Origin of the sequence: Zwartia hollandica (assembly GCF_019923725.1) — a bacterium.
GTDB classification, from domain to species: domain Bacteria; phylum Pseudomonadota; class Gammaproteobacteria; order Burkholderiales; family Burkholderiaceae_B; genus Zwartia; species Zwartia hollandica.
In genome coordinates this window covers 834,963-855,565 of the sequence record NZ_JAHXRI010000006.1, presented here as the reverse complement: position 1 = coordinate 855,565, position 20,603 = coordinate 834,963, and the positions used below count along the sequence as shown (strand labels likewise).

The window sequence follows — 20,603 nt, the reverse complement described above, 5'->3', positions numbered from 1 at the left end:
CTTAACTTTTTATGCGTTCATCCGCTGTGATCAACCCATAGGATGCAACGCTTTTTTCATAGATGTCTTTGCGCCAAGGTTCGCGCATGGCCTCGTCATACCACTGGCGCATAGCGGGCAGCGCAAGGATATGGTTTACATAGGCTTGCGCGGGAGCCGCCAGCGACAAACCATAACTCTGAATACGAAACACAACCGGCGCAAAAAACGCGTCGACAATGGTGTATGTTCGACCGGCTAGAAAAGGGCCACCAAAACGCTGTAAGCCCTCGCACCACAAGGCGCTAAGTCGCTCGACATCGGCGCGCAACGTATCGTCAATCTTATTTAGGATGACACGAACTCCGCAGTTCATCTGACATTGCGTACGCAACGTTTGAAAACTGGAGTGCATCTCGGCTGCAGCGCTACGTGCCCAGGCACGCACAACGCGATCTGCAGGCCAGCAAGTGGGCTCAATCTCCGCAAGGTATTCACAAATTGCCAGAGAGTCCCAGATGAGAGTTCCGTTGTCATCTAGACACGGTACTTTACCGGTGGGTGAAAACGTTTTGAAGGGAGAGTTCGCACTGTCATCAGAAAATGGCGTGATGATTTCTTCAAATGCGATACCTTTCTCGCGCATCAATATCCAGGGACGCAAGGACCACGACGAATAGTTTTTGTTTGCAATGTAAAGTTTCATGAGTCACTCACTCTAAGCTTTGACGGGATCAGGTAAAAAACTTTCTTCGAACACTGTTAGGATTTCCATTTAAGCGTTGACGCACGACAGGCTCTGGCGTTCCACAGGCAAGTAGCTCTCCATCGCCAGGCTGAAGCAACAAACGATTATCTTGCACCGCTACTCGTCCTCGGCTGATCACGGTCGTTGGCCAACCCGTGACGGTTCTGCCCTCGTAAGGCGTATAGCCCGCCTTGTCATGTAGCAGCTCCGCTCGTACGACTCGCTTCACCGTGGGATCCCAAAGGGCCAGATCGGCGTCACTTCCAACCGCAATGGCACCTTTGCGCGGAAATAGTCCATATGTTCGAGCGTGATTCGTCGAGCACAAGGCAACGAAGCGCTCGATCGGCATGCGACCTGTTAACACACCCTCAGAAAATAGCAGCGCCATCCTGAGCTCAATACCTGGCAAACCATTCGCCATCTCAGTAAAAATAGTTTGCTCCCCACGCGGGATCTTGCCAGTCTCGTCAAACTTATACGGGGCGTGGTCAGACGAGTACAGCTGAAGGGTTCCGTCTAACAAACTGTCCCACACCGCTTTTTGGGAGATCGGATCACGAGGTGGTGGACTACAACAATATTTTGCGCCCTCTACTCCGGGCAGGTCGAGATCCTCAGCGGTCAGAAAAAGGTACTGCGGGCAACTTTCGGCCAAGATATTGAGACCTAGGGCTTGTGCACCATGAATGATTCTCAACGGCTCAATACCCGATACATGCACGATCAAAATAGGCACATCCATCAGCGCGGCCAAACTCACTGCGCGATTAGTAGCCTCTGCCTCGGCGATTGGATCGTGTGATACACCATGAAATTTTGGCGAAGTATGTCCAAAACTCAGTAATTTGCGGGTCAACCAACGAATCATGTCATCGTTTTCAGCATGAATCATCACCAACGCGCCCTCGGCATCCGCTAACTCAAGGATATCCAGAATTTGTTCGTCTGTGAGTTTTAAGACTTCATAAGTCATGAAGACTTTAAACGAGGTAATACCACTGCGAATGGCTGCAGGCAAATGGCTGCTAAGCGTGTCGGGGTTGGGATCCGTAACAATCAAGTGCAGTGCGTAGTCAATGACTGCGCGTTGCGCTGCCAACGCCTTGTAGTCAGCGATCACAGTCGGCAAGTGATCTTTACGGTGCTGGACAGCAAAAGGAATAATTGTTGTCGTGCCACCGAATAGCGCGGCAGTTGTTGCGCTTAGAAAATCGTCTGCCACGCGCATACCCATGGGCGAACGTTCATCCACATGGCAATGGCTATCGATACCACCTGGCAGAACCCATAAGCCTGTCGCGTCGATATCGGAGTCCGCTGCCGATAACCGATCAGCGATGATGGCGATCTTTCCATCTTTAATGCCGATGTCCGCGTAATAAGTCGTATTTGCATCTGATATACGTCCATTACGTATCGTCAAGTCAAATTCGTTCATAATCAGTCTTGGATAAAAGGGGGTTTTGTAGTCTATATTATGCCGGTACTCACTCGGCATTCCACACAGATCGAGACCATTTTGATTGACATCGACCGATACTCTACGATTGGAGATGCTTTTTTTGAAGCCGTACGAAGCTACGGATCAAGCGCGCTACTCGCGGTGCCGAAAAACCCCTCTCGTTTGTATCTTGCTGACGGACTTGAACTGACTTATGCGCAAGCTGCAGAACAGGTTCAATACGTGGCCTCCATTTATGCGCAAGCAGGTTACGGTGTTGGACACCGAATAGGCTTAAGTCTAGAAAATCAACCCGAACATATTTTGCACAAGCTTGCCCTCAATAGCTTGGGTGTTTGCTGCGTTCCATTAAATCCGGACTATCGGCCTCAAGAGCTGGCCTACGTTATTGCCCACTCACGCGTCGACGCGATCATTGTTCTTCGTGCTCATCGTGAAAATATGCTTTCAGCGATTGCTATGAATCCAGTCCAGCCGGCGATCGTATGGGTAGATGCGTTTGCACAGGATCTGTCTCCACCCAAAAATCCGAAAGAGAGGGTGCTGCCGAGTAGCGACACGCCTGCCAGCATTCTGTATACCTCTGGCACAACCGGAAGGCCTAAGGGCTGTGTGCTGTCCCATCGGTATGAGTTAGCAGCCGGTGCTTGGTACGCAAAAATTGGTGGGCTGGCTGATATCAGAGAAAACCAGGAGCGCCTATTCAACCCACTTCCGCTTTACCACGTCAACGCTTCGGTACTCTCCTTCTATTGCATGCTGTTAACCGGCAACTGCCAAATTCAAACAGATCGCTTTCAGCCAACACGTTGGTGGGAAGAAGTTGTGACAAGTCGGGCCACGATCGTTCACTATTTGGGCGTCATTGTTCCTATGCTGTTGAATCAGCCCACCTCCCCCAAAGAAAAACAGCATCACATTCGCTTTGGCTTTGGCGCTGGGGTCGAGCCTACCTTGCATCAAACCTTTGAGGATCGCTTTGGTTTTCCACTGGTTGAAATTTGGGGTATGACGGAAATGGTTCGTACACTAGCCGTTAGCTCGGCACCTCGACAAGTGGGATCACGCGCCTTCGGTAAACAAACGCTAGGGCTTGATGTACGTGTGGCAGATCGTAATGACCAAGATGTTCCGGACAATAGTCCTGGCCAAATGCTCATTCGTTATTCCGAACTTGAACCTAGAAAAGATTTTTTTAGTGGCTATCTCGATGATCCACAAACCACCGAAACGGCTTGGCATGGTGGGTGGTTTCATACAGGAGACATTGTCACGCGCGATGCCGACGGGATGCTGCACTTTGTCGATCGCGACAAGCACCTCATCCGGCGCTCTGGCGAGAATATTTCAGCAGCGGAGGTCGAAGCTACTCTGCAGACACACCCACTAGTGAAGACTGTCGCGATCCTTGCAGTGCCGGACGAGGTGAGAGAACAAGAAGTGCTCGCCTGCGTGAGTCTCAACGAATACACATCTGCAAGCGTTTCGGACTTAAGTGTCTTAGAACGCCAACAAATTGCAACGAGCCTCTTTGACCACTGTTATGCGCGACTGGCTTATTACAAAGCACCGGGTTGGCTCTTGCTCGTTGATAGCATCCCCACAACAGGTACGCAGAAAATTCAAAAACACATGATTTTTGCAAATGCGATCGACCCAAGAACTCTGAGGGAGATCTGCGACCTAAGGGCACTTAAGAAGAGAGTGCGCAACACAAGCGGAACTTAGCGGACATGAAGATGTCTGCAAGCCAACGAGCTTGGGGTATTAACCTATGTGCCCCCGTCCTCGTTAGTTTTAATCTGAGTCTTAATGTTAAAAGTTCTAACAATATTCTCAGAGGAAAAATAATGACAGATGCGAGCCGCGCGGACAATTACCGAGGGGTATTTGATACACGATTAGGATTTGGCGAGAAACCTGCCGTCATCGTGATCGACTTTGTAAAGGCTTACACCACACAGGGAGCACCCTTTTTTGGTCAAGGTGTCGTCGATGCGGTCGATCACTCGATTCCCTTGTTGGCCGCCGCTCGCCGGGCCGGCGCACCCATCATCTATACACAAGTGGTCTATCACCCCTCAGGCTTAGATGGTGGACTATTTTTTAAGAAAGTGCCTTCGCTCAAGCTGTTTATCCAAGGCGCACCGCTCGGCGCCATCGATGAGCGCATCACGCCACTGCCAGCAGACTTTATTGTCACTAAACAATATCCAAGCAGTTTTTTTGGCACATCGCTTGGTTCGACACTCAAGACCTTAGGCATTGATACAACGGTGCTTATAGGCTGCTCAACCAGCGGATGTGTACGGGCAACTGCCGTCGATGCGATACAGCACGGCTATCGTGTAATCGTGCCAAAGGAATGCTGTGGTGATCGTCATGACGCTCCTCACGACGCCGCATTGTTTGACATTAACGCAAAGTACGGTGATGTCATGCCTAAAGCCGAAGTCATCTCCTGGCTTGATCAGCTTTCAAAACGGTCAAATGGATAAGGCTGCACTCACCATCCGTCGTGATTGGGCACGTGTAGAAGTGACTGAGATACCTGCTTTGATGCAAGCATCAAGCAGTCAAGTCAGTGATGTCACCGCTGGGGCTGCCATACTCGATCTAGCTCTGCGTCGCATGGCAGGCCCAGAGCGTATGGCCGGACTCGCGCTACCCATCATGACCTCTGTCGATGACAATTTAGCGCCTTATGCGGCGCTTAGCGTCATCAAACCAGGCGATCTTGTGATCGTGACCTGTACCGGCGAGGGGAAGTGCGCCTTGCTGGGAGATCACATTATTGGTCTCTACAAAAATGCCGGAGCAGCCGGGGTCTTGGTGAATGGTTTTGTTCGAGACCTAGACGGTCTCAAGAAACTTAATTTTCCAGTTTTTGCCCTTGGCACATCTGCGCGCGCACCCAGCAAACGTGGTCCGGGTACGGTGGGCGTCTCGATTGCGATTTCAACCACGACTATTCAAGCGGGTGATTTTATTGTGGTCGATGAGGATGGTGCCGCGACGATACCGAGCACAAATATCCACAACCTAGAGCCAAAGCTCGATGCACTCTTTACACAAGATCGCTTGATACAAGATCGTGTGGCGTCAGGCGCAACCAAGCCTACAAACTTTGAAAGTCTATTGAGTCAAGCCGGCGTGCATTGGATTACATGAAAAAGAAAATATCTCCTCCCTCCAAGGAGTTATGGAAAATTACGCTAGCTGAAGCGTCCGCTCGCCTTCAAGCTGCCAGCCTTTCTCCGGTCGAATTACTTGAGGCTTATCTTGAACGCATCGCTGAGGTAGACAGCAAGATTCACTCTTACATTTATGTTGCGACCGAACCAGCACGCAAAGCGGCAAAACGTGCTGAAAGTGAACTGCGAAATGGAATTTGGAAAGGCCCTCTTCATGGGATTCCTTTTGCAGTAAAAGATAACTACGACGTCGCCGGAATGCCTGCTACCGCCGGCTCTCGCCTGCGCTTGGCGCACATACCGGAGGTTGATGCGCCGCTTGTCGCTGACCTTAAAACCGCGGGCGCCGTGTTGATAGGTAAATTATCGACGTGGGAGTTTGGAACAGGTAACGGAGGCGAATACTTCGATCTACCTTTTCCACCGGCACGCAACCCTTGGGACGTAAAGAGATTTACGGGCGGCTCGTCGACAGGTGCAGGCGCGGCAGTGGCCGCAGGCACAGCCCTTTTCGCGCTAGGCTCCGACACAACCGGCTCGGTGCGACTACCTGCAGCCGCCTGTGGTGCAGTGGGGATGATCACCACGCCCGGGCGTCTCTCGACCCAGGGGATTCTTCCGAACTGCTGGTCTCTTGACACGCCCGGACCCTTTGCCTGGACGGTTCAAGACTGCGCGATGATTCTTGACACCTTGCTCGGATCGCCGATGGCAGGCGCTTTGCCTCAACGTTCGTTATCGCGTAGCGTGGGCATGCCGATTTCGGGTTTACGGATTGCCGTTGTTGACGATCCGGGTCCTGGCTTTCCGCAAGCAGACCGACCGTTACAAGACGGGCTCCACAAAGCACTCGAGGTTCTTGAAAAGCTTGGCGCACGCCTCACGTACGTCAAACTTCCCATTCCAGCGGCAGAGTGCTTTGCGGCATCCCGAATGATCGGACCTGCAGAAAGTGCCGCCATCCACGAGAATGAACTCAAACATCATGCTGATCAGATGGGGTTTGCCTTACGAGATAAGCTATTGGCCGGCTCGCTTGTCCGAGCAGTGGACTACCTCGCAGCACAGCGTTTGAGACGAGCAATCGCTACGAGTCTCGACACGCTGCTACGCGGCTACGACGCCTTAGTAACCTTTGGCACATTACATTTACCGCCAAGACTAGGTGTCGAACCCGAGATGACAGCCTTCACTGTCGAGACGATGCTGACCCCTTTTAATCTCTCGGGACACCCAGCCTTAGTGCAATGCAATGGCTTCGCAAAAGGCTTACCTCTAAATTGGCAAATCATTGGAAACCGCGGCGACGAAGCGACGGTTCTGCAAATCGCAGGCGCCTATGAAGCTGCGACGTCATGGCGCAATAGGAGACCAACATTATGAGTAAAAAACGCCCAGCTAAAACATCTTCTACCGAACAAATAAATAATCTTCCGTCTTTTGCAACGCTACACGGGCTGTCTGAACTAAACCCTGTTTATTTAAAACGCATGGAGGAGTTGTCTGTGCCGGTGGCAACGTTTGGTCAGCAAGTTAGGCGCTTATCAAACAAAGAGGATGGCCCTGCGCCCGTCTTTGTTGTGATGACTCGCACCTAGGACGTATGAACAAAAAATGAAAAAACTCATCATTGAAGTGCGCGTCAACGAATACGCGATGCGCGACGAGAATCCAAATGTGCCCTGGACACCCGCAGAAATCGGTCGAGAAGCGCGCGCTATACAGGACGCCGGCGCATCTGTGATTCACTTTCACGCCAGAACCGCCGATGGCCTACCTGCGCACGGACTCGAAGATTACGCGGCACCCATCAGGGAAATTCGAGCACACTCAGACCTCATGATTAATCCGACACTCGGACAAATCACGAAAGGTGGAACACTTGAGCGAATTGCTCACATAGAGTCTTTTGCTAAGGATGCAGTTCTGAAGCCCGAAATTGTCGGTCTTGATCCGGGCTCCACAAACATAGATGTATTTGACTCCTCAACTAAGAGGTTCATATCGAACAATAAAGTCTACGTTAACTCCCATGAAACGCTCATCGCGTTTCTGGAGCGCTTTCGTGAAATTGGCGTGCGCCCTGCTCTCGCATGCTGGAACATCTCATTTTTACGCGGTGCAGGCGCCTTAATTGAGCTAGGACTCGTGCCCGATCCGAGCTATTTTTTACTCGTCCACGGTGGAGCAGGACAGCTCGGTGCCCACCCCAATACGCTTGAGGGCCTAAGAGCTTACACCGATCACTTGCCCCGCGGATCAGCCGTTGAATGGTCGATATGCTGTAAGGGTGGAAATCTTTTTACGATTGCCGCAGCTGCAATCGCGCAAGGAGGACATATTGCAATCGGCATCGGAGATTATGCCTATCCTGAATTAGGCTATCCAACAAACGCCGAACTAGTCAGTGAAATTGTCAAGCTGGCGAAGGTCATCGGCCGTGATGTTGCAACGCCCGAGCAAGCGCGACAAATGCTCGGCGTCCACTAATCCACAGCAGAACCACACAAAGGTAAATTCCATGCAACCACAAGTGCACAGTGCAACCGCTGCAACCAAAACCGCGCTAGAAAATATCGCGAAATACAACCCGACGATTAACGCAATGATCACCGTTCTCGCTGATCAAGCGCTCGCGCGCGCAGCGCAACTCGACGCCTTGCCTGTCCAAGCTCGAGGCCCACTACATGGCATGGTAATTAATTTAAAAGACAATATCGATCTAGCCGGATGCGTGACGACTGCCGCCTCCGTCATTCTCAAAGATAATGTCGCGCAGCACAATGCCTTTATTAGTGATCGCCTCCTTGAGGCAGGCGCTGTCATTATTGGCAAGTCCAATTTACACGAATGGGTATTTGGTCCGACGAGTCAAAGCAAACATTTTGGACCAGTCAAAAACCCATGGGATCCTTCACGCATACCAGGAGGCTCGAGTGGCGGCTCGGGAGCTTCTGTCGCAGCCGAAATGTGCACTGTTTCAATTGGCAGCGATACGGCAGGATCGATCAGAATTCCCTCTGCGTTTAACGGACTAGCCGGCTTACGACCTTCTGTGGGCAGGATATCTTGCGCAGGTAGCGTGGGCGTAAGCCCCCCTTTCGACGTTCTTGGCCCTCTAGGAAAATCCGTATCAGATGTCGCTCGTGTTTTTCAAGTGATTGCGGGCTATGACCCTGCAGATCCCATGTCCATCGACCGTCCCGTACCAGATGCGTTGAGCACGTTAAATGAGAGCGTTCGTGGCAAGCGTATTGGCTTCATGCGCCGTTGGTACTTTGATCACATATCTACAGAATTACAAGCCGCAATTGAGCATGCGCTAGGCGTTTATAAAAGCCTGGGGGTCGAGATCGTTGAAGTAGACCTAGGAGATGTTGATCGCGCGCAAGAGATGTTAGGTTTTCGGTTGATTTTGGCTGACGCTTTCGAGAAGCATCGAGAACAACTCGCTCAACGGCCGGACGATTATGGCGCGGATATCCAAATGCGACTTGCCATCGGAGGTCGGTTAAGCGGACCGGATTACGCCCAAGCAATGCGCTGGGTCGAGGCTTGGCGGCATCGCCTTTCTGGCTTATTCACCCAAGTTGACGCGATGTTGTGTCCAACCACGCCCATACTGCCGCCTTTAAGAGCAGATTTAGAGTTTGCCCAAGCGATTCGCGCGATCCCGAAATTTACCTGCGTCTATGCAGCAGCCGGCGTTCCAAGCCTTGCGCTTCCGTGCGGATTTTCAGCGGAGGGTCTGCCCCTTTCCATGGAGCTCGCGGGCCCTGCCTTTGGAGAAGCAGCCATATTGCAGTTGGGTCATGCTTTTCAGAAAGTCACCACGTACCATCAACAACGCCCGATGCTTGTTTCCTAAGCTTTTCCTTCAAGCAAAATTTAACGAGTTTTAAGCAAAGATACACCTTGACTGGCCAGTGACTTCTAAATTAGATTGAATAAGTTCCAAGATATTTCCTACAACTCTGGAGAACCAACCCATGCGACCTGCCTCCCTATTGCAATCTGTCTTGCTTGCCGCCGGTCTATCGATCGCTGCGTTCACTGTCTCGGCACAGCCAACGATGAAGCTAAAGGTGGCCTCGAACTACCCAGCCACCTCCCTCTTTAGCAAAGTACAGCAACACTATTTCGACGAGGTCACGAAGCGCACGAACGGTCGCGTCACATTTGAATACTATTATGGCGGCGTACTGCTTAAAGCGTCCGACGTATACCCAGGGCTAAGCCGTGGTGCGGTGGATATCGGCTTCACTGTGCCCGCTGCCTTTAACCCTCGCGAGTACCCCTTGGCAGGCGTTACGCTGCCCTTTGTCACAGAAAATGTGCAGGCCGCAAGCTACGCGTTTCGTGATTGGTACAACAACACACCTGAGGTTCAAAAAGAATTTCAGCGCAACAATGTTCATGTCCTCCTGACAATCCCTGCAGCAGAAAATGTATTGTGGAGCATGAAAAAAGTAACCACGGCTGCAGACCTTAAAGGCATGCGTATTCGCACCTTGCTCGGGCCTGCCGATGCACTCGTTGCTCTGGGCGCAACAGCGGTAACAGTTCCTTATACCGACGCGATCGATTTGCTGACGCGAGGTGGGGTCGATGCCATCTCCACGACACCTTTCGAGCAAGGCGTCAAGGACGGACTCCCAGAAATGGTTAACTATCTATCTCCTGCTGCTCGCATGGGAATATTTGCGACAGTTATCACCTCAATTAATCTGGACAAGTGGAAGGCGATGCCTAAAGACCTCCAGGAAATATTCACTAGCTCGGCCAATAATGCTTTGAAGTTTTATGCCACTGAGCAAGGTAAAGAGGTAGACGAGTCCGTCGACATATTGCTTAAGGCTAAAAAGGTTCAAGTTGTTCCGATGGATGCCGCCGAGGAAAAAAGATGGCGCGAGGCAACAAACGACGTCATCATTAAAAAATACAATGCTCAAGTCGCGCGCGTCGGTGCAGATGGCACAGCACTGTTAGCCTCCTACACAGCTTTGGTACGCAAATATGAAAAAGAATACCCCTACGTCACAGGTATCGACCGTTTCGTAGCGCGTAAAAAATGACTCTAAGAAACGCCTGTCAGAAGTTAATTACGACCTCTCGGTCGGTCACGCTAGCCATGGCTAGCGTGACCGGTTTGCTCACAATCGTCATGATGCTCGGGGTAGTACTTGATGCTTTCCTGCGGGGCACTGCAGGAATCGCAGTCTGGGGGGTGCTTGAGCTATGCACTCTGTTGCTGCTTGCAATGATTTATTTTGGCTTGCCGTCTACGCAAAGCGAACGAGAGAACTTTCGTGTCTCGATCGTTACAGACTTAATGCCGATGAAAGTCAATTTATTCATCAGTGGCATTTTGTTGTTGTTACAAATAGTAGTCTTGGGTTTGCTTTGCTGGTTTACATGGCGTGCTGCAATATTTTCGTTTAACCGCGACGAGGTCTCAATTGGTTTGGTTGAAATTTCGTTGTGGCCGCATCGTTTCATGATCGCCATGGGTCTTACCGTGCTGACCTTCCAAAGCGTAGTATCTGGCCTTGATCTGTTGCTAAATGGAAAACATCCTTTCGCTCCAGACCAAGCGATCGAACTTGCACAAACCGTCAGGCAGCAAACATTATGAGCCCAGCAGAACACGGATTTTGGTTAGTGAGTGGGCTATTCGTTTTGTTGGCACTAGGTTTGCCGATTGCGATGTCTTTACTTGCCTGTGGACTCATTGGCATTTTGGCGGTTCAAGGATGGGGCGCAGCGGACTATTTGCTGGGGACGCTGCCCTATTCAGTATCGGCAGAGTTTGCGTTTATTGTGATCCCACTGTTTCTGTTTATGGGACACATGGCATTTTCAGCTGGGATTTCCGAGAAGGGTTTTCGCGCAGCAACCGTTTGGCTGGGGCATATTCCAGGCGGTCTAGCGATCTCTGCAATCGTGGCGTGCGCAGCCTTTGCAACGGTCTCAGGGTCTTCCATCGCGACCGCCGCGACGATTTCAAGAGTGGCCATTCCGGAACTCTTAAAAGCCGGCTATTCAAAGTCGCTTGCGGGTGCCTGTGTGGCAACAGGTGGCACCTTGGGGGTGTTGATCCCTCCTTCCACCATTATGGTGCTTTACTCCATCGCAACCGAGACACCCATACCTGAATTGTTTATGGCAGGGATTATTCCTGGCATTTTGACGGTACTGATCTACGGTCTTGGTATTTACCTGATGGTTAAGCGTGATCCCAAAATGCGCAGCATCACAGTACACCCGCGCACTGGATTTAAAGAGCGCCTGCGCGCAACCTTCATGTCGTGGGAGATTCTTCTACTGTTCGGCATCGTGATGGGGACGCTCTACACGGGTATCGCCACTGCCACCGAGGCGGCCGGGTTTGGCGCACTCGCGGCGCTGTTAATCGCGATTTCACGCGGAACAAGTTGGAAAGAAATTAAAGAAGGGCTTCGGACCTCCGGTTCAAGTACCGCGGCAATATTCTTTCTGATCATAGGCGCGGGAGTATTTAGCGCAGCTCTGGCCACCACACAAATACCTCAGAGCCTCTCTGTTTGGGTCGCAAGCTTAAATCTAAACCCTACGGTCTTGCTCATCTGCCTGTTAATTCCTTTTCTAGTTTTGGGGTGTTTTGTTGATGCGGCGTCAATGGTGCTACTAACCATGCCGGTTATTTTCCCCATCGTCAAACAGGCGGGGATCGACCCTATTTTGTTTGGCATTCTGGTCGTGAAAATGACAGAGATCGGCAACATTACCCCGCCCGTCGGACTGAATGTCTTTGTCGTAGCGACCACCAATCCTGTTCTAACGATTCGAGAAATCTTTAAAGGCATCACGCCTTTTTTCTTTATGGAACTGTTGGTTGTTGCACTCCTTATCGCTTTCCCGAGCATTACTCTCATTGCTGTTCGATAGACTGTGTGTCATCTTTAGGAGGCCTGCGTGGCAAAAGCGTATTTGATGGGCCATATCACCATCACAAATCCTGAGGGATACAAGAAATATTCGCAGGCCGTTCCTGCAACGATTGAAATGTATGGTGGCAAGTATCTTGTACGCGGTGGTGCAAGCACTCAGCGAGAAGGTGAGGCGTTGCGTGACAGACATGTGATCGTTGAATTTCCAAGCAGGCAAGCGCTCGATACTTGGTACGACAGCGCTGAATACCAGGCAGTATTGCCTCACCGCACCAACAACTCTGTCGGTCAAATCGTTCTAGTTGACGGGCTTTGACGAAGAACCTAAGTTGCCGTGCTCTTTTGCGCCGTCGCGCCTGAATTACTACCTGTAGTCTCCGCAGACCAGGCGCGTGGTCGTGGTGCAAACCAGATGGCGATTGCGCCTAACAAGAAGGCCAAGGCGACTATCGCCATGATCGCGTTTGTCGCGATCATCAAACTTTGAGCGCTCAATAATCGATCCATCATTGAATAGATTTTATTGCTCTCCACACCGCTCTGAGACAATGCCTTGAATAGGTCACCACCGGCGTCAATCGACCCCACGAGATCAGCATAAACGGTGGCGGTATAGCTTTCCCAATTTGTGGTCATCACTGAAATCGCAAACGCCGCCAATAGCGTTCTTGAAAAATTCAGCAGTCCCGCCGCGGATGCCGTCTCATCTGTGTTCACACTGGCTAAAGCCATACCAGACACCGATATAAAAAAGAAGGGCATGCCAAGCCCCATTATCATCAGCGGAAATGCGATATCCCAGTAGGTTAATTCGGTACTGCCCAGGCACCGCAATGCCGTTACACCCGATAGCCAAAGCAACCCGCCGCTAATTAACTTTCTGCGATCTACCTTAACCGCGAGTCTTGCCACGAAGGGAGCCATACAAAGCGAAAACAGTCCGGTCCACCCTATCGTTCTGCCCGCCTGACTTGCGGTGTAATCCATATTCAATTGGAGCCACAGCGGTGTCAGCACATTGAGGGTCATGAATGATGCGTATCCAATGCTCATCACCAACACCGCAACCCAAAACGCCTTGTGTCGAAACACTTTCAGGTCGACGATTGGATGATCAATGTTCAGTTCCCAAATTAAGAAGGCTGCAAAGCCAATGAGCGATACGATTGCGAGCAAAGTAATTGTGGTCGAAGCGAACCAGTCGTTTTCCTTGCCCGTGTCTAGCATGACCTGCAAAGCAGTCACCCAGATAATCAATAGCACAAGACCGACGACATCAATGGGGAGTCGTCTAATCGGGAGTTCGTAACGTGCTAATAGCTTAATAGAGAAATAAACAACCACAACGCCGAGAGGAATATTGATAAAGAATATCCACGGCCAAGACCAGTTCTCACAAATCCAGCCACCAAGAACAGGCCCAGTGATCGGCGCAAGCAGTGTTGTCATAGACCATAACGTGATCGCCATTCCAGCTTGTTCTTTAGGAAATATGCGTAACAGCAAGGTTTGAGACAGCGGCATCAAGGGGCCACCAGCAAGACCCTGCAACACCCGAGCGGTGACCAGCATCGATAAGGAGGTCGCTAGACCACAAAAAATTGAAAACAGTACGAATAAACCCGTTGCAGAGATAAATGTGCGAACCAAACCAAACCGCGCGCTTAACCAGCCGGTCAAAGGTAAAACGATCGCTTCGGCGACGGCATACGACGTAATCACCCAAGTACCTTGTGTCGTTGTTGCACCTAGGCTGCCAGCGATATTGGGGATCGATACATTGGCGATGGTCATATCCAAGACCACCATGAAATTCGCGCCAGCGATCACCACCGCCGCAGCCCACAGGCGATACCCACTTAAAGGTGCGACGTTGCTCTGGTTCATTAGTCTACCAATCGACTATTTGTCGTTAGCATCAATATTGATACGCACCGTCATTGATAATCCCACCGTTAAGGGGTGAGCTTTCAGTTCGGTCGAATCCAGCTTTATACGCACGGGGACGCGTTGTACAACCTTAATCCAATTGCCCGTTGCATTCTGTGCAGGAATAATGGCGAAGGCAGAACCCGTGCCTGCAGCAAACCCCTCCACACGTCCTTTAAAAACAACCCGTGACCCATACAGATCTGAAGTCACCTCGACAGCCTGGCCAACTTGGATTTTGGATAGCTGTACTTCTTTGAAATTGGCGTTAACGTGCATGTCGTCTACTGGAACAATCACTAGCATCGACTGACCGCTGTGCACACGTTGGCCAACTTGGATCTGTAATTTAGACACGACTCCAGTAACTGAAGCCCGTATCTCCGTACGACGATGATTGATCTGTGTTTGCTCGAGCTTGGCGCGAGCAAGCATCACCTCCGGGTGCGTGGAGACGGTGGTTCCGGCAATCAACGTAATGTTCATATTTCTTTCCGCTTTTGCAGAGGCGAGATTTGCCTCAGACAATGTCAGATTGGCTTGCGCTAACGCAAGCTCAGCTTGTGCTGCGATCGCGGCGCTCTCGGCACGCGTCAGCTCCTCACCGGACACCGAACCAGTTTTTTCGAGCGCCTTGCGCCGAGCAAAGTCAACAGCTGTCCGCAGCTTGGCTGTCGAGGCCGAGTCCACCTGCGCCTTGGCACCCCGCATCTCTGCCTCGCGAGCAAGGACTTTGGCAGCGAGCAACTCGTCACGCACAAAATATCCTTCGACTCGACGTAGGGCGAGCTCGAGATCTGACTGGGCTTGTTTGACTGCCAGTGATGTATCCGCATCGTCAATCAGCGCAAGAATATCTCCCGCCTTAACGCGTTGCGTGTCATGTACCCTGACCTCCTTAATCGTGCCCTCGACTGCTGTCGTCACTTGAGACAGTTCAACCGCCGTGTAGGCATTATCAGTCACCACAAACTGCGAGGAGTAGAACAACCAATACACGAGCCAACTTACGCCAGCAATCAGGACTGCCGCCGCTAGGCGTAGGAACCAGACCTTACGCTTTGCTCTGTTGTTCTCGGCCTGCGGGCCCATCTCTGTCGTGGAGCTCGTCATTGTCATTCTTTTATTTGTTCGCAATTGGAGGTTGGGACTTTTGTTGATACCCTCCACCAAGCGCTCTGATTAATAGGACATCCAACAAAAGCCTTCGGGCGCGCAACTCAGTCACCGATCGTAGACTCGTAAGCATAATGTCTTCAGCAATCAGCACCTCGATATAGTTTGCGAGTCCACCACGGTAGCGACCAGCGATCATCGTGAATGCCTCGCGGGCGGCGACCAACCCAAGTTCGGCTTGCTCAAGCTGTCCCGTCAAGGCCTTGATGCTGGTGATTGCATCCGCCACCTCTTGGAGCGCGGCGGTCAAGGTGCGATTGTAAATAGCCACAGATTCATCATAGGTAGCCTGCGCCGCTCGGAGTTCGCCTTGTAGACGCCCGCCAGTAAAAATTGGGAGTGAAATCGCGGGTCCTGCAGCGCCGAATTGAGATCCACCTTGAGACAGCCGATCTAAGCCAAGAGACTGCACACCAATGAATGCGACTAAGTTGATGTTTGGATAGAAATCTGCCTGCCGTTGATCGATACGCGAAGAAAATGCTTGTGTCTGCAGACGCGCCGCAACGATATCTGGACGTCGACCCAGTAGATCCATCGTCAGATTTTCTGGCAGTCCGCTTTTCATCGAAGGCGCGGCTTTGGGTGCGCTAATCAATCGGCCGCGATCGGGTCCCGCTCCCAGCAGAGCAGCGATACGGTTACGCTGTAAATCAATTTGTTCTGCAATAAGCAATAGTTCCGTTTTAGCCTGCGCACGCTTCGAATCCGCCTCTCGCACGCTAGCCAATGTTTCAAGGCCGTGATTAAAGCGCTCTTTGAATAAGGTCGATGTCTGGGTCCGAATCTCGACGGCACGCTGGCTCGTTGTCTGTTGGGCGAATAAGCGAGCAAGCTCGGCATAGGATGCTGTCAAAGCAGTCGTCAAGACCAGCACCGCTTGGGCTTGCTCCGCTTCACTCGCCTGAAGTTCGGAGGTCGCTGCTGCCAAGGCGGAGCGGTACTTCCCCCAAAAATCTATCTCCCAATTCATACTTAGAGTAGTCTGCGCCACTTGGTTCCAGCCGCGCAACACCGTCGTATCGGGCGTGAGGTAGTTATAGCTTAAGCGTTGAACACCTGCTGCAGCGGTCGCACTGATTTGAGGTTGTAGCGGAGCACCTGCCACCTGCGTGTAGGCTTGGGCCCGATTCAACCGAGCCTGTGCGATCGCCAAGTTGGGGGAGCCTCTTAAGCCTTCTTCAATGAGTTGATCAAGCTGAGCATCCTGATAACTGTTCCACCAGTTCATCGTTGGCCATTGCACCACGGCAGCCGTGAAGGTCGAACTCGTCGCAAATTCAGAGGGTAGTTTTTCAATTAGCCGCGTCGAAGCAGGAGGAAGCGGTGCACAAGCAGTCAAAAGCAAGACTGCAATCAAACAGGCAGAAGAACACAACGATCTAACCGTGATCGGGTGACTGACCTGCTGTCGTATCATTTGTTAGGCCTAGTGTTCATCACATATTATTTTTCGTTAGCCAATTGCGTACCAGCAAAGCTAATTGGTCAGGCTCCTCCATTGGCATCATATGCCCACAGCGCTGAAGCACAATTAATGTTGCCTGCGCCGCCTCCGCCATTTCTTTAGACTCCTCTAGCGATCTTAGTCGATCCTGGTCTGCCGTGATGACCAGCACAGGACATTTGATATCGCGCATCGCCTCAAGATCCGATTTTCGATCCAAGGCAGAGAGGCGCGCAAACACCTCAGCCCCCAGTCGGGTGCCCATATCTTTCATCCGCTCGATCAAATCTTCGTCTGCGGTGCGACTCGTATGAACGGCACGCACCAACGCTGCACGACTCATCCCACGAAACATCTTGTTTGTGGTTGGGCCGGATATCGACGGCCCACTGGGTCTCGTAGAGGTGCCGACCAAAATGAGGGCTTGAACGCGTTCAGGTGCCAAATACAGCATGTGCCGTGCGATGTAGCCGCCCAACGAAAACCCCATCAAAACGAAGCGTTCCGGACAGCGCGACAAATTACTCGCCGCCAGCTCTTGCAAGGTTGCCCCTTCGCGGAAGTCGGCGTAAACAACGTTGTAGTTGGAAAAGTGCGGCACCACATCACGCCATAAATCATGGTCCGTCATGAATCCTGGTGCTAAAACAATCGTTGGCTTATTACTCGTCACATCCTGCTCCGCTATTCCTGTGCACGTTCCAAAACCTGATTCAATGTGTGCACGATACGCACGATGTCGGCGTTAGGGTTCGCCGCTGTGTGACGGATCCACTTACTGTTCTCGATCGTCACTGTTGATGCGATACCAACTGGCAAGTCATTTAGAATACGATCTAGCGAATACCGTTCGCGAGGCCTCCACAAGACGATCGCGGTGCTAGGCTGCGCAAACAATTCGATCCGAGGATCGTTCGCCAAGTGTTGCGCCAACGTATCCGCCATACCCATGCAGTGTTCAATGCGTTGGGCTACACCTTCTCTACCCCAACTCCAGAGCATCGCTAACAAAGGGATCGCACAGGCTCCGTGCGATCCGAGCAAGCCTACGTTAGGCTCACTCAGGTAACCACCACCAAAGCTAATTGACTCTGCCGCCTTGTCTGCATCTCGAAACATGATCAGCGCGGACTCCTTTGGCTGAAACAGCCACTTATGAGATGACACGGCAACTGAGTCCGCATTTTCGATGCCCGACAAACGCGACGCGTAACAGGTTAACCGCAAGGGCCCGCCCCATGCTGCATCAACATGTGTCCAGGCTGCGCGACCAATAAGATCCAGAGGATCCAGGGCGCCCACACTGGTCGTTCCAGAGGTCAATACCAATGCAGCATGCGTCAAATCTGCAGGCAAATCACCGGGAGATAATGCGCCAGCTGCATCGACACGAACCGTTCTAAAATCTAACCCAAGTATGTGTGCTGCCTTTTTGATGGACAGGTGTGCTGCCTCCGAGGCAATGACTTCTTTCACGCCGGCACATTCTCGCGCAGCCCACAGTGCGGTCAAATTGGCAGCCGAGGAACCGGGCGTCATATGCCCTCCGCGCATGCCGAAGTATGGACAGAGCCATTGAAGAACCGTTTCTTCTAGCTGCCTCGCAACGGGTGCAGTTTCAGGATGAAGCAAGTTTTGGTTGAGCGAGGCGTTCCATAAGGTCGTCGCCCAAGTGAGCCAAGGCGTCGGCGGATCTTTGTGTGCGAACGCAGTCACCTCACCAAGTCGTGCCGCGCCGCCCAGTACGTTCGGTGCGAGGCGCTCCAAGGTCTCTACGGACCCGAGGCCTCGCTCAGGCAGCTGTGGTGGAATCGCCGAACGGACACTGATCGAATAAGGCTGTCCCATGAGTTCAACCGCATGCCTTAGGGCATCAGCGTCAACTAAAAACTCTTTATCCATTTTTCCTCACATCACAACTTCACTTCGCAGCGACCGCTTGCTAGCCGATCGATCGGAAGTTGATTAACTTTATGGCAATGTGGACAAGTCATTTTCATGATGTGTGCGGTGAGATAACGATGAAACATCGTATATTTCATCATACAGCGCACAGCGCACTCATAAAAATGACATGAGCAGACGCGTTTTACCCCACCCATATTCAATGAGATTCAGAAATGACCAGGTCATTCTTTAGAGCTATCGCGATGGTATTCATTACCTGCGCCGCAGCGACCGGCTTGGCGCAAACACTTGATCCTAAGTCAGTCGAGCTGGCAAAAACTGTGCCGATCGCCGACATCCATATGCACACTTACTCACGTAACGGACCAAGTACCGCCGAGGTTGTCGAGAGAATGACTGCAAACAATATCCGCTGGGGCGGTGGGGTCGGTGACCTGCGTATAGATATCGCCGACGCCTTGCGTGGTCGACATATCCCCGCCGCGGGCCAAAGAGAGTTCGCTGAGAGTTTTATCCGTCAAGGGGCTAGCGCATTGATCGAAACTGAAAATGTCTATTTCCGTGACCTCTTTCGTGATGCACATGACATGTTCGCCAAGGGCACGATAAAGGGGTTTGGTGAGTTACACACAAATAATGAAAACAGCGGTCCGCAGCCATTTCGTCGCAAGATCAAGACCGACAACCCTGTTATACGTAAGTTTTACACAATCGCGAACGAGTTTGGCGGTTTCGTGCAACTTCACACTCAGCACAACGCAGAGTTCACGGAAGATATTTTGCGTCTGTCAGAAGACTTCCCAAACACGACAACGATACTTTCACACTGCTTACCGCACGGTCAGCCCGAGGATCTCGCGAATCTGTTCAAGCAGCGGAAAAATATCATGTGTGAAATGTCTGCAACGGGAGAGTTGCATAACCGTCTTGCCCGGGTGAACCGCCCGGGTCGCGCTTATTCTGCCAATGGGCTGCGACCAAAGTGGAAAGCCTTAATTGAAGAGTTTCCAGATCGCATCATGCTCGGATCAGACACCTGCTGCGGCTGGGATGCCCACTACGGCGAGGCAATCACCGAAATCCGCACGAATTTGCTTCCCTACTTGCGGTTCGACGTTATCGAACAAGTCGCATATAAAAATGCGCTCCGCGTGTTTAAACTTGACGCTGGAAGGTGACCCGCAACTTGCCGAAAAGACCGTTGAAGACCCTGTTATAGCAAAAACCTATCGGGAAAATTGATAAATACAATTTATCTATAACGGTGCTGTCACACTACACTGCCAGAGTCTTGTTTGATAGTCAGTTAAACACGGTGTCGATGACATCGATCTGACGATCACAACCGACCAAGAAGTTCAACTCATTGAAAGGATTGAAAAATGGCCACATTAAAAGGTAGCAAAACCGAACAGAGCCTCAAAGACGCATTTGCTGGCGAATCGCAGGCAAACCGCCGTTATTTGTACTTCGCAAACATGTGTGACATCGCTGGTGAAAACGACACAGCTGCACTGTTTCGCTCAACCGCCGAAGGCGAGACTGGCCATGCACACGGCCACATGGAGTTCCTGATCAACGGCGGCGCAGGTGAACCCGGTACCGGCATGCCCGGCCGTACACCAAGAGAAGCTCTGGAAGCAGCAATCCACGGTGAAACCCATGAGTACACCGACATGTATCCAGGCATGGCAAAGATTGCGCGTGACGAAGGCTTTGACGAAATCGCCGACTGGTTTGAAACTCTAGCTAAAGCTGAGCGTTCACACGCAAACCGTTACACAAAGGCTCTCGCAGCACTGGAAGCCTAAGCTACCTAGTATTCGGT

General features: G+C 51.6%; 20 protein-coding genes. 13 read left to right on the top strand and 7 right to left on the bottom strand.

What is annotated here, in order from left to right:
* Position 1 precedes the first annotated feature (1 nt).
* Positions 2-685 (bottom strand): glutathione S-transferase family protein, encoded by a 684-nt coding sequence (locus tag KZZ10_RS07470; protein WP_259660856.1) that lies wholly within the window; start codon positions 683-685, stop codon positions 2-4.
* Positions 686-713: 28 nt separating this feature from the next.
* Positions 714-2,168, bottom strand: coding sequence for a dihydropyrimidinase (gene hydA / locus KZZ10_RS07465; RefSeq protein ID WP_259660855.1), 1,455 nt, complete (start codon positions 2,166-2,168; stop codon positions 714-716).
* Between the two features lie 39 nt (positions 2,169-2,207).
* Between hydA and KZZ10_RS07460 the strand changes: the two genes are divergently transcribed.
* The 11 genes from KZZ10_RS07460 (at position 2,208) to KZZ10_RS07410 (ending at position 12,631) form a co-directional block, all read left to right on the top strand.
* The gene (locus KZZ10_RS07460) at positions 2,208-3,920 is read left to right on the top strand and encodes an AMP-binding protein (RefSeq protein WP_259660854.1); all 1,713 of its coding nucleotides are present in this window, start codon (positions 2,208-2,210) and stop codon (positions 3,918-3,920) included.
* Between the two features lie 122 nt (positions 3,921-4,042).
* The gene (locus tag KZZ10_RS07455) at positions 4,043-4,690 is read left to right on the top strand and encodes an isochorismatase family protein (protein WP_259660853.1); all 648 of its coding nucleotides are present in this window, start codon (positions 4,043-4,045) and stop codon (positions 4,688-4,690) included.
* Positions 4,683-5,363 (top strand): RraA family protein, encoded by a 681-nt coding sequence (locus KZZ10_RS07450; RefSeq protein ID WP_259660852.1) that lies wholly within the window; start codon positions 4,683-4,685, stop codon positions 5,361-5,363. Before KZZ10_RS07455 ends, KZZ10_RS07450 begins: the two co-directional genes overlap by 8 nt.
* Complete coding sequence (locus KZZ10_RS07445) at positions 5,360-6,769, top strand: amidase (RefSeq protein WP_259660851.1); 1,410 nt, start codon at positions 5,360-5,362, stop codon at positions 6,767-6,769. Before KZZ10_RS07450 ends, KZZ10_RS07445 begins: the two co-directional genes overlap by 4 nt.
* The gene (locus KZZ10_RS07440; protein WP_259660850.1) at positions 6,766-6,984 is read left to right on the top strand and encodes a hypothetical protein; all 219 of its coding nucleotides are present in this window, start codon (positions 6,766-6,768) and stop codon (positions 6,982-6,984) included. The genes KZZ10_RS07445 and KZZ10_RS07440 overlap by 4 nt, the downstream gene beginning before the upstream one ends.
* Positions 6,985-7,000: 16 nt before the next feature.
* Positions 7,001-7,876: a beta-keto acid cleavage family enzyme gene (locus KZZ10_RS07435; protein ID WP_259660849.1), complete on the top strand. Its 876-nt coding sequence runs from the start codon at positions 7,001-7,003 to the stop codon at positions 7,874-7,876.
* Positions 7,877-7,907: 31 nt separating this feature from the next.
* On the top strand, positions 7,908-9,254 hold the full coding sequence (locus tag KZZ10_RS07430; RefSeq protein ID WP_259660848.1) for an amidase: 1,347 nt from the start codon (positions 7,908-7,910) through the stop codon (positions 9,252-9,254).
* 121 nt (positions 9,255-9,375) lie between these two features.
* Complete coding sequence (locus tag KZZ10_RS07425) at positions 9,376-10,461, top strand: TRAP transporter substrate-binding protein (RefSeq protein WP_259660847.1); 1,086 nt, start codon at positions 9,376-9,378, stop codon at positions 10,459-10,461.
* Positions 10,458-11,021 (top strand): TRAP transporter small permease, encoded by a 564-nt coding sequence (locus KZZ10_RS07420; protein ID WP_259660846.1) that lies wholly within the window; start codon positions 10,458-10,460, stop codon positions 11,019-11,021. Before KZZ10_RS07425 ends, KZZ10_RS07420 begins: the two co-directional genes overlap by 4 nt.
* Positions 11,018-12,313, top strand: coding sequence for a TRAP transporter large permease (locus tag KZZ10_RS07415; RefSeq protein ID WP_259660845.1), 1,296 nt, complete (start codon positions 11,018-11,020; stop codon positions 12,311-12,313). The genes KZZ10_RS07420 and KZZ10_RS07415 overlap by 4 nt, the downstream gene beginning before the upstream one ends.
* A gap of 27 nt (positions 12,314-12,340) precedes the next feature.
* The gene (locus KZZ10_RS07410; RefSeq protein ID WP_259660844.1) at positions 12,341-12,631 is read left to right on the top strand and encodes a DUF1330 domain-containing protein; all 291 of its coding nucleotides are present in this window, start codon (positions 12,341-12,343) and stop codon (positions 12,629-12,631) included.
* A gap of 8 nt (positions 12,632-12,639) precedes the next feature.
* Here the strand turns inward: KZZ10_RS07410 and KZZ10_RS07405 are convergent, their stop codons facing one another.
* From KZZ10_RS07405 to KZZ10_RS07385, 5 genes are read right to left on the bottom strand one after another with little or no spacing between them, the layout of a single operon-like run.
* On the bottom strand, positions 12,640-14,202 hold the full coding sequence (locus KZZ10_RS07405) for a DHA2 family efflux MFS transporter permease subunit (RefSeq protein WP_259660843.1): 1,563 nt from the start codon (positions 14,200-14,202) through the stop codon (positions 12,640-12,642).
* A gap of 15 nt (positions 14,203-14,217) precedes the next feature.
* Complete coding sequence (locus KZZ10_RS07400) at positions 14,218-15,357, bottom strand: HlyD family secretion protein (protein ID WP_259660842.1); 1,140 nt, start codon at positions 15,355-15,357, stop codon at positions 14,218-14,220.
* Positions 15,358-15,367: 10 nt separating this feature from the next.
* Positions 15,368-16,840 carry an efflux transporter outer membrane subunit gene (locus tag KZZ10_RS07395; protein ID WP_259660841.1) on the bottom strand — a complete coding sequence of 491 codons (1,473 nt, stop codon included), beginning with the start codon at positions 16,838-16,840 and terminating at the stop codon, positions 15,368-15,370.
* Between the two features lie 19 nt (positions 16,841-16,859).
* The gene (locus KZZ10_RS07390) at positions 16,860-17,540 is read right to left on the bottom strand and encodes an alpha/beta fold hydrolase (protein ID WP_259660840.1); all 681 of its coding nucleotides are present in this window, start codon (positions 17,538-17,540) and stop codon (positions 16,860-16,862) included.
* Positions 17,541-17,551: 11 nt separating this feature from the next.
* Entirely contained in the window at positions 17,552-18,769 is a 1,218-nt protein-coding gene (locus tag KZZ10_RS07385; RefSeq protein ID WP_259660839.1) for a pyridoxal phosphate-dependent decarboxylase family protein, read from the bottom strand.
* Between the two features lie 218 nt (positions 18,770-18,987).
* Here KZZ10_RS07385 and KZZ10_RS07380 point away from each other — a divergent pair, with 218 nt between their 5' ends.
* Entirely contained in the window at positions 18,988-19,953 is a 966-nt protein-coding gene (locus tag KZZ10_RS07380) for an amidohydrolase family protein (protein ID WP_259660838.1), read from the top strand.
* A gap of 204 nt (positions 19,954-20,157) precedes the next feature.
* Complete coding sequence (locus tag KZZ10_RS07375) at positions 20,158-20,586, top strand: rubrerythrin family protein (RefSeq protein ID WP_259660837.1); 429 nt, start codon at positions 20,158-20,160, stop codon at positions 20,584-20,586.
* The last annotated feature ends 17 nt before the right edge of the window (positions 20,587-20,603 follow it).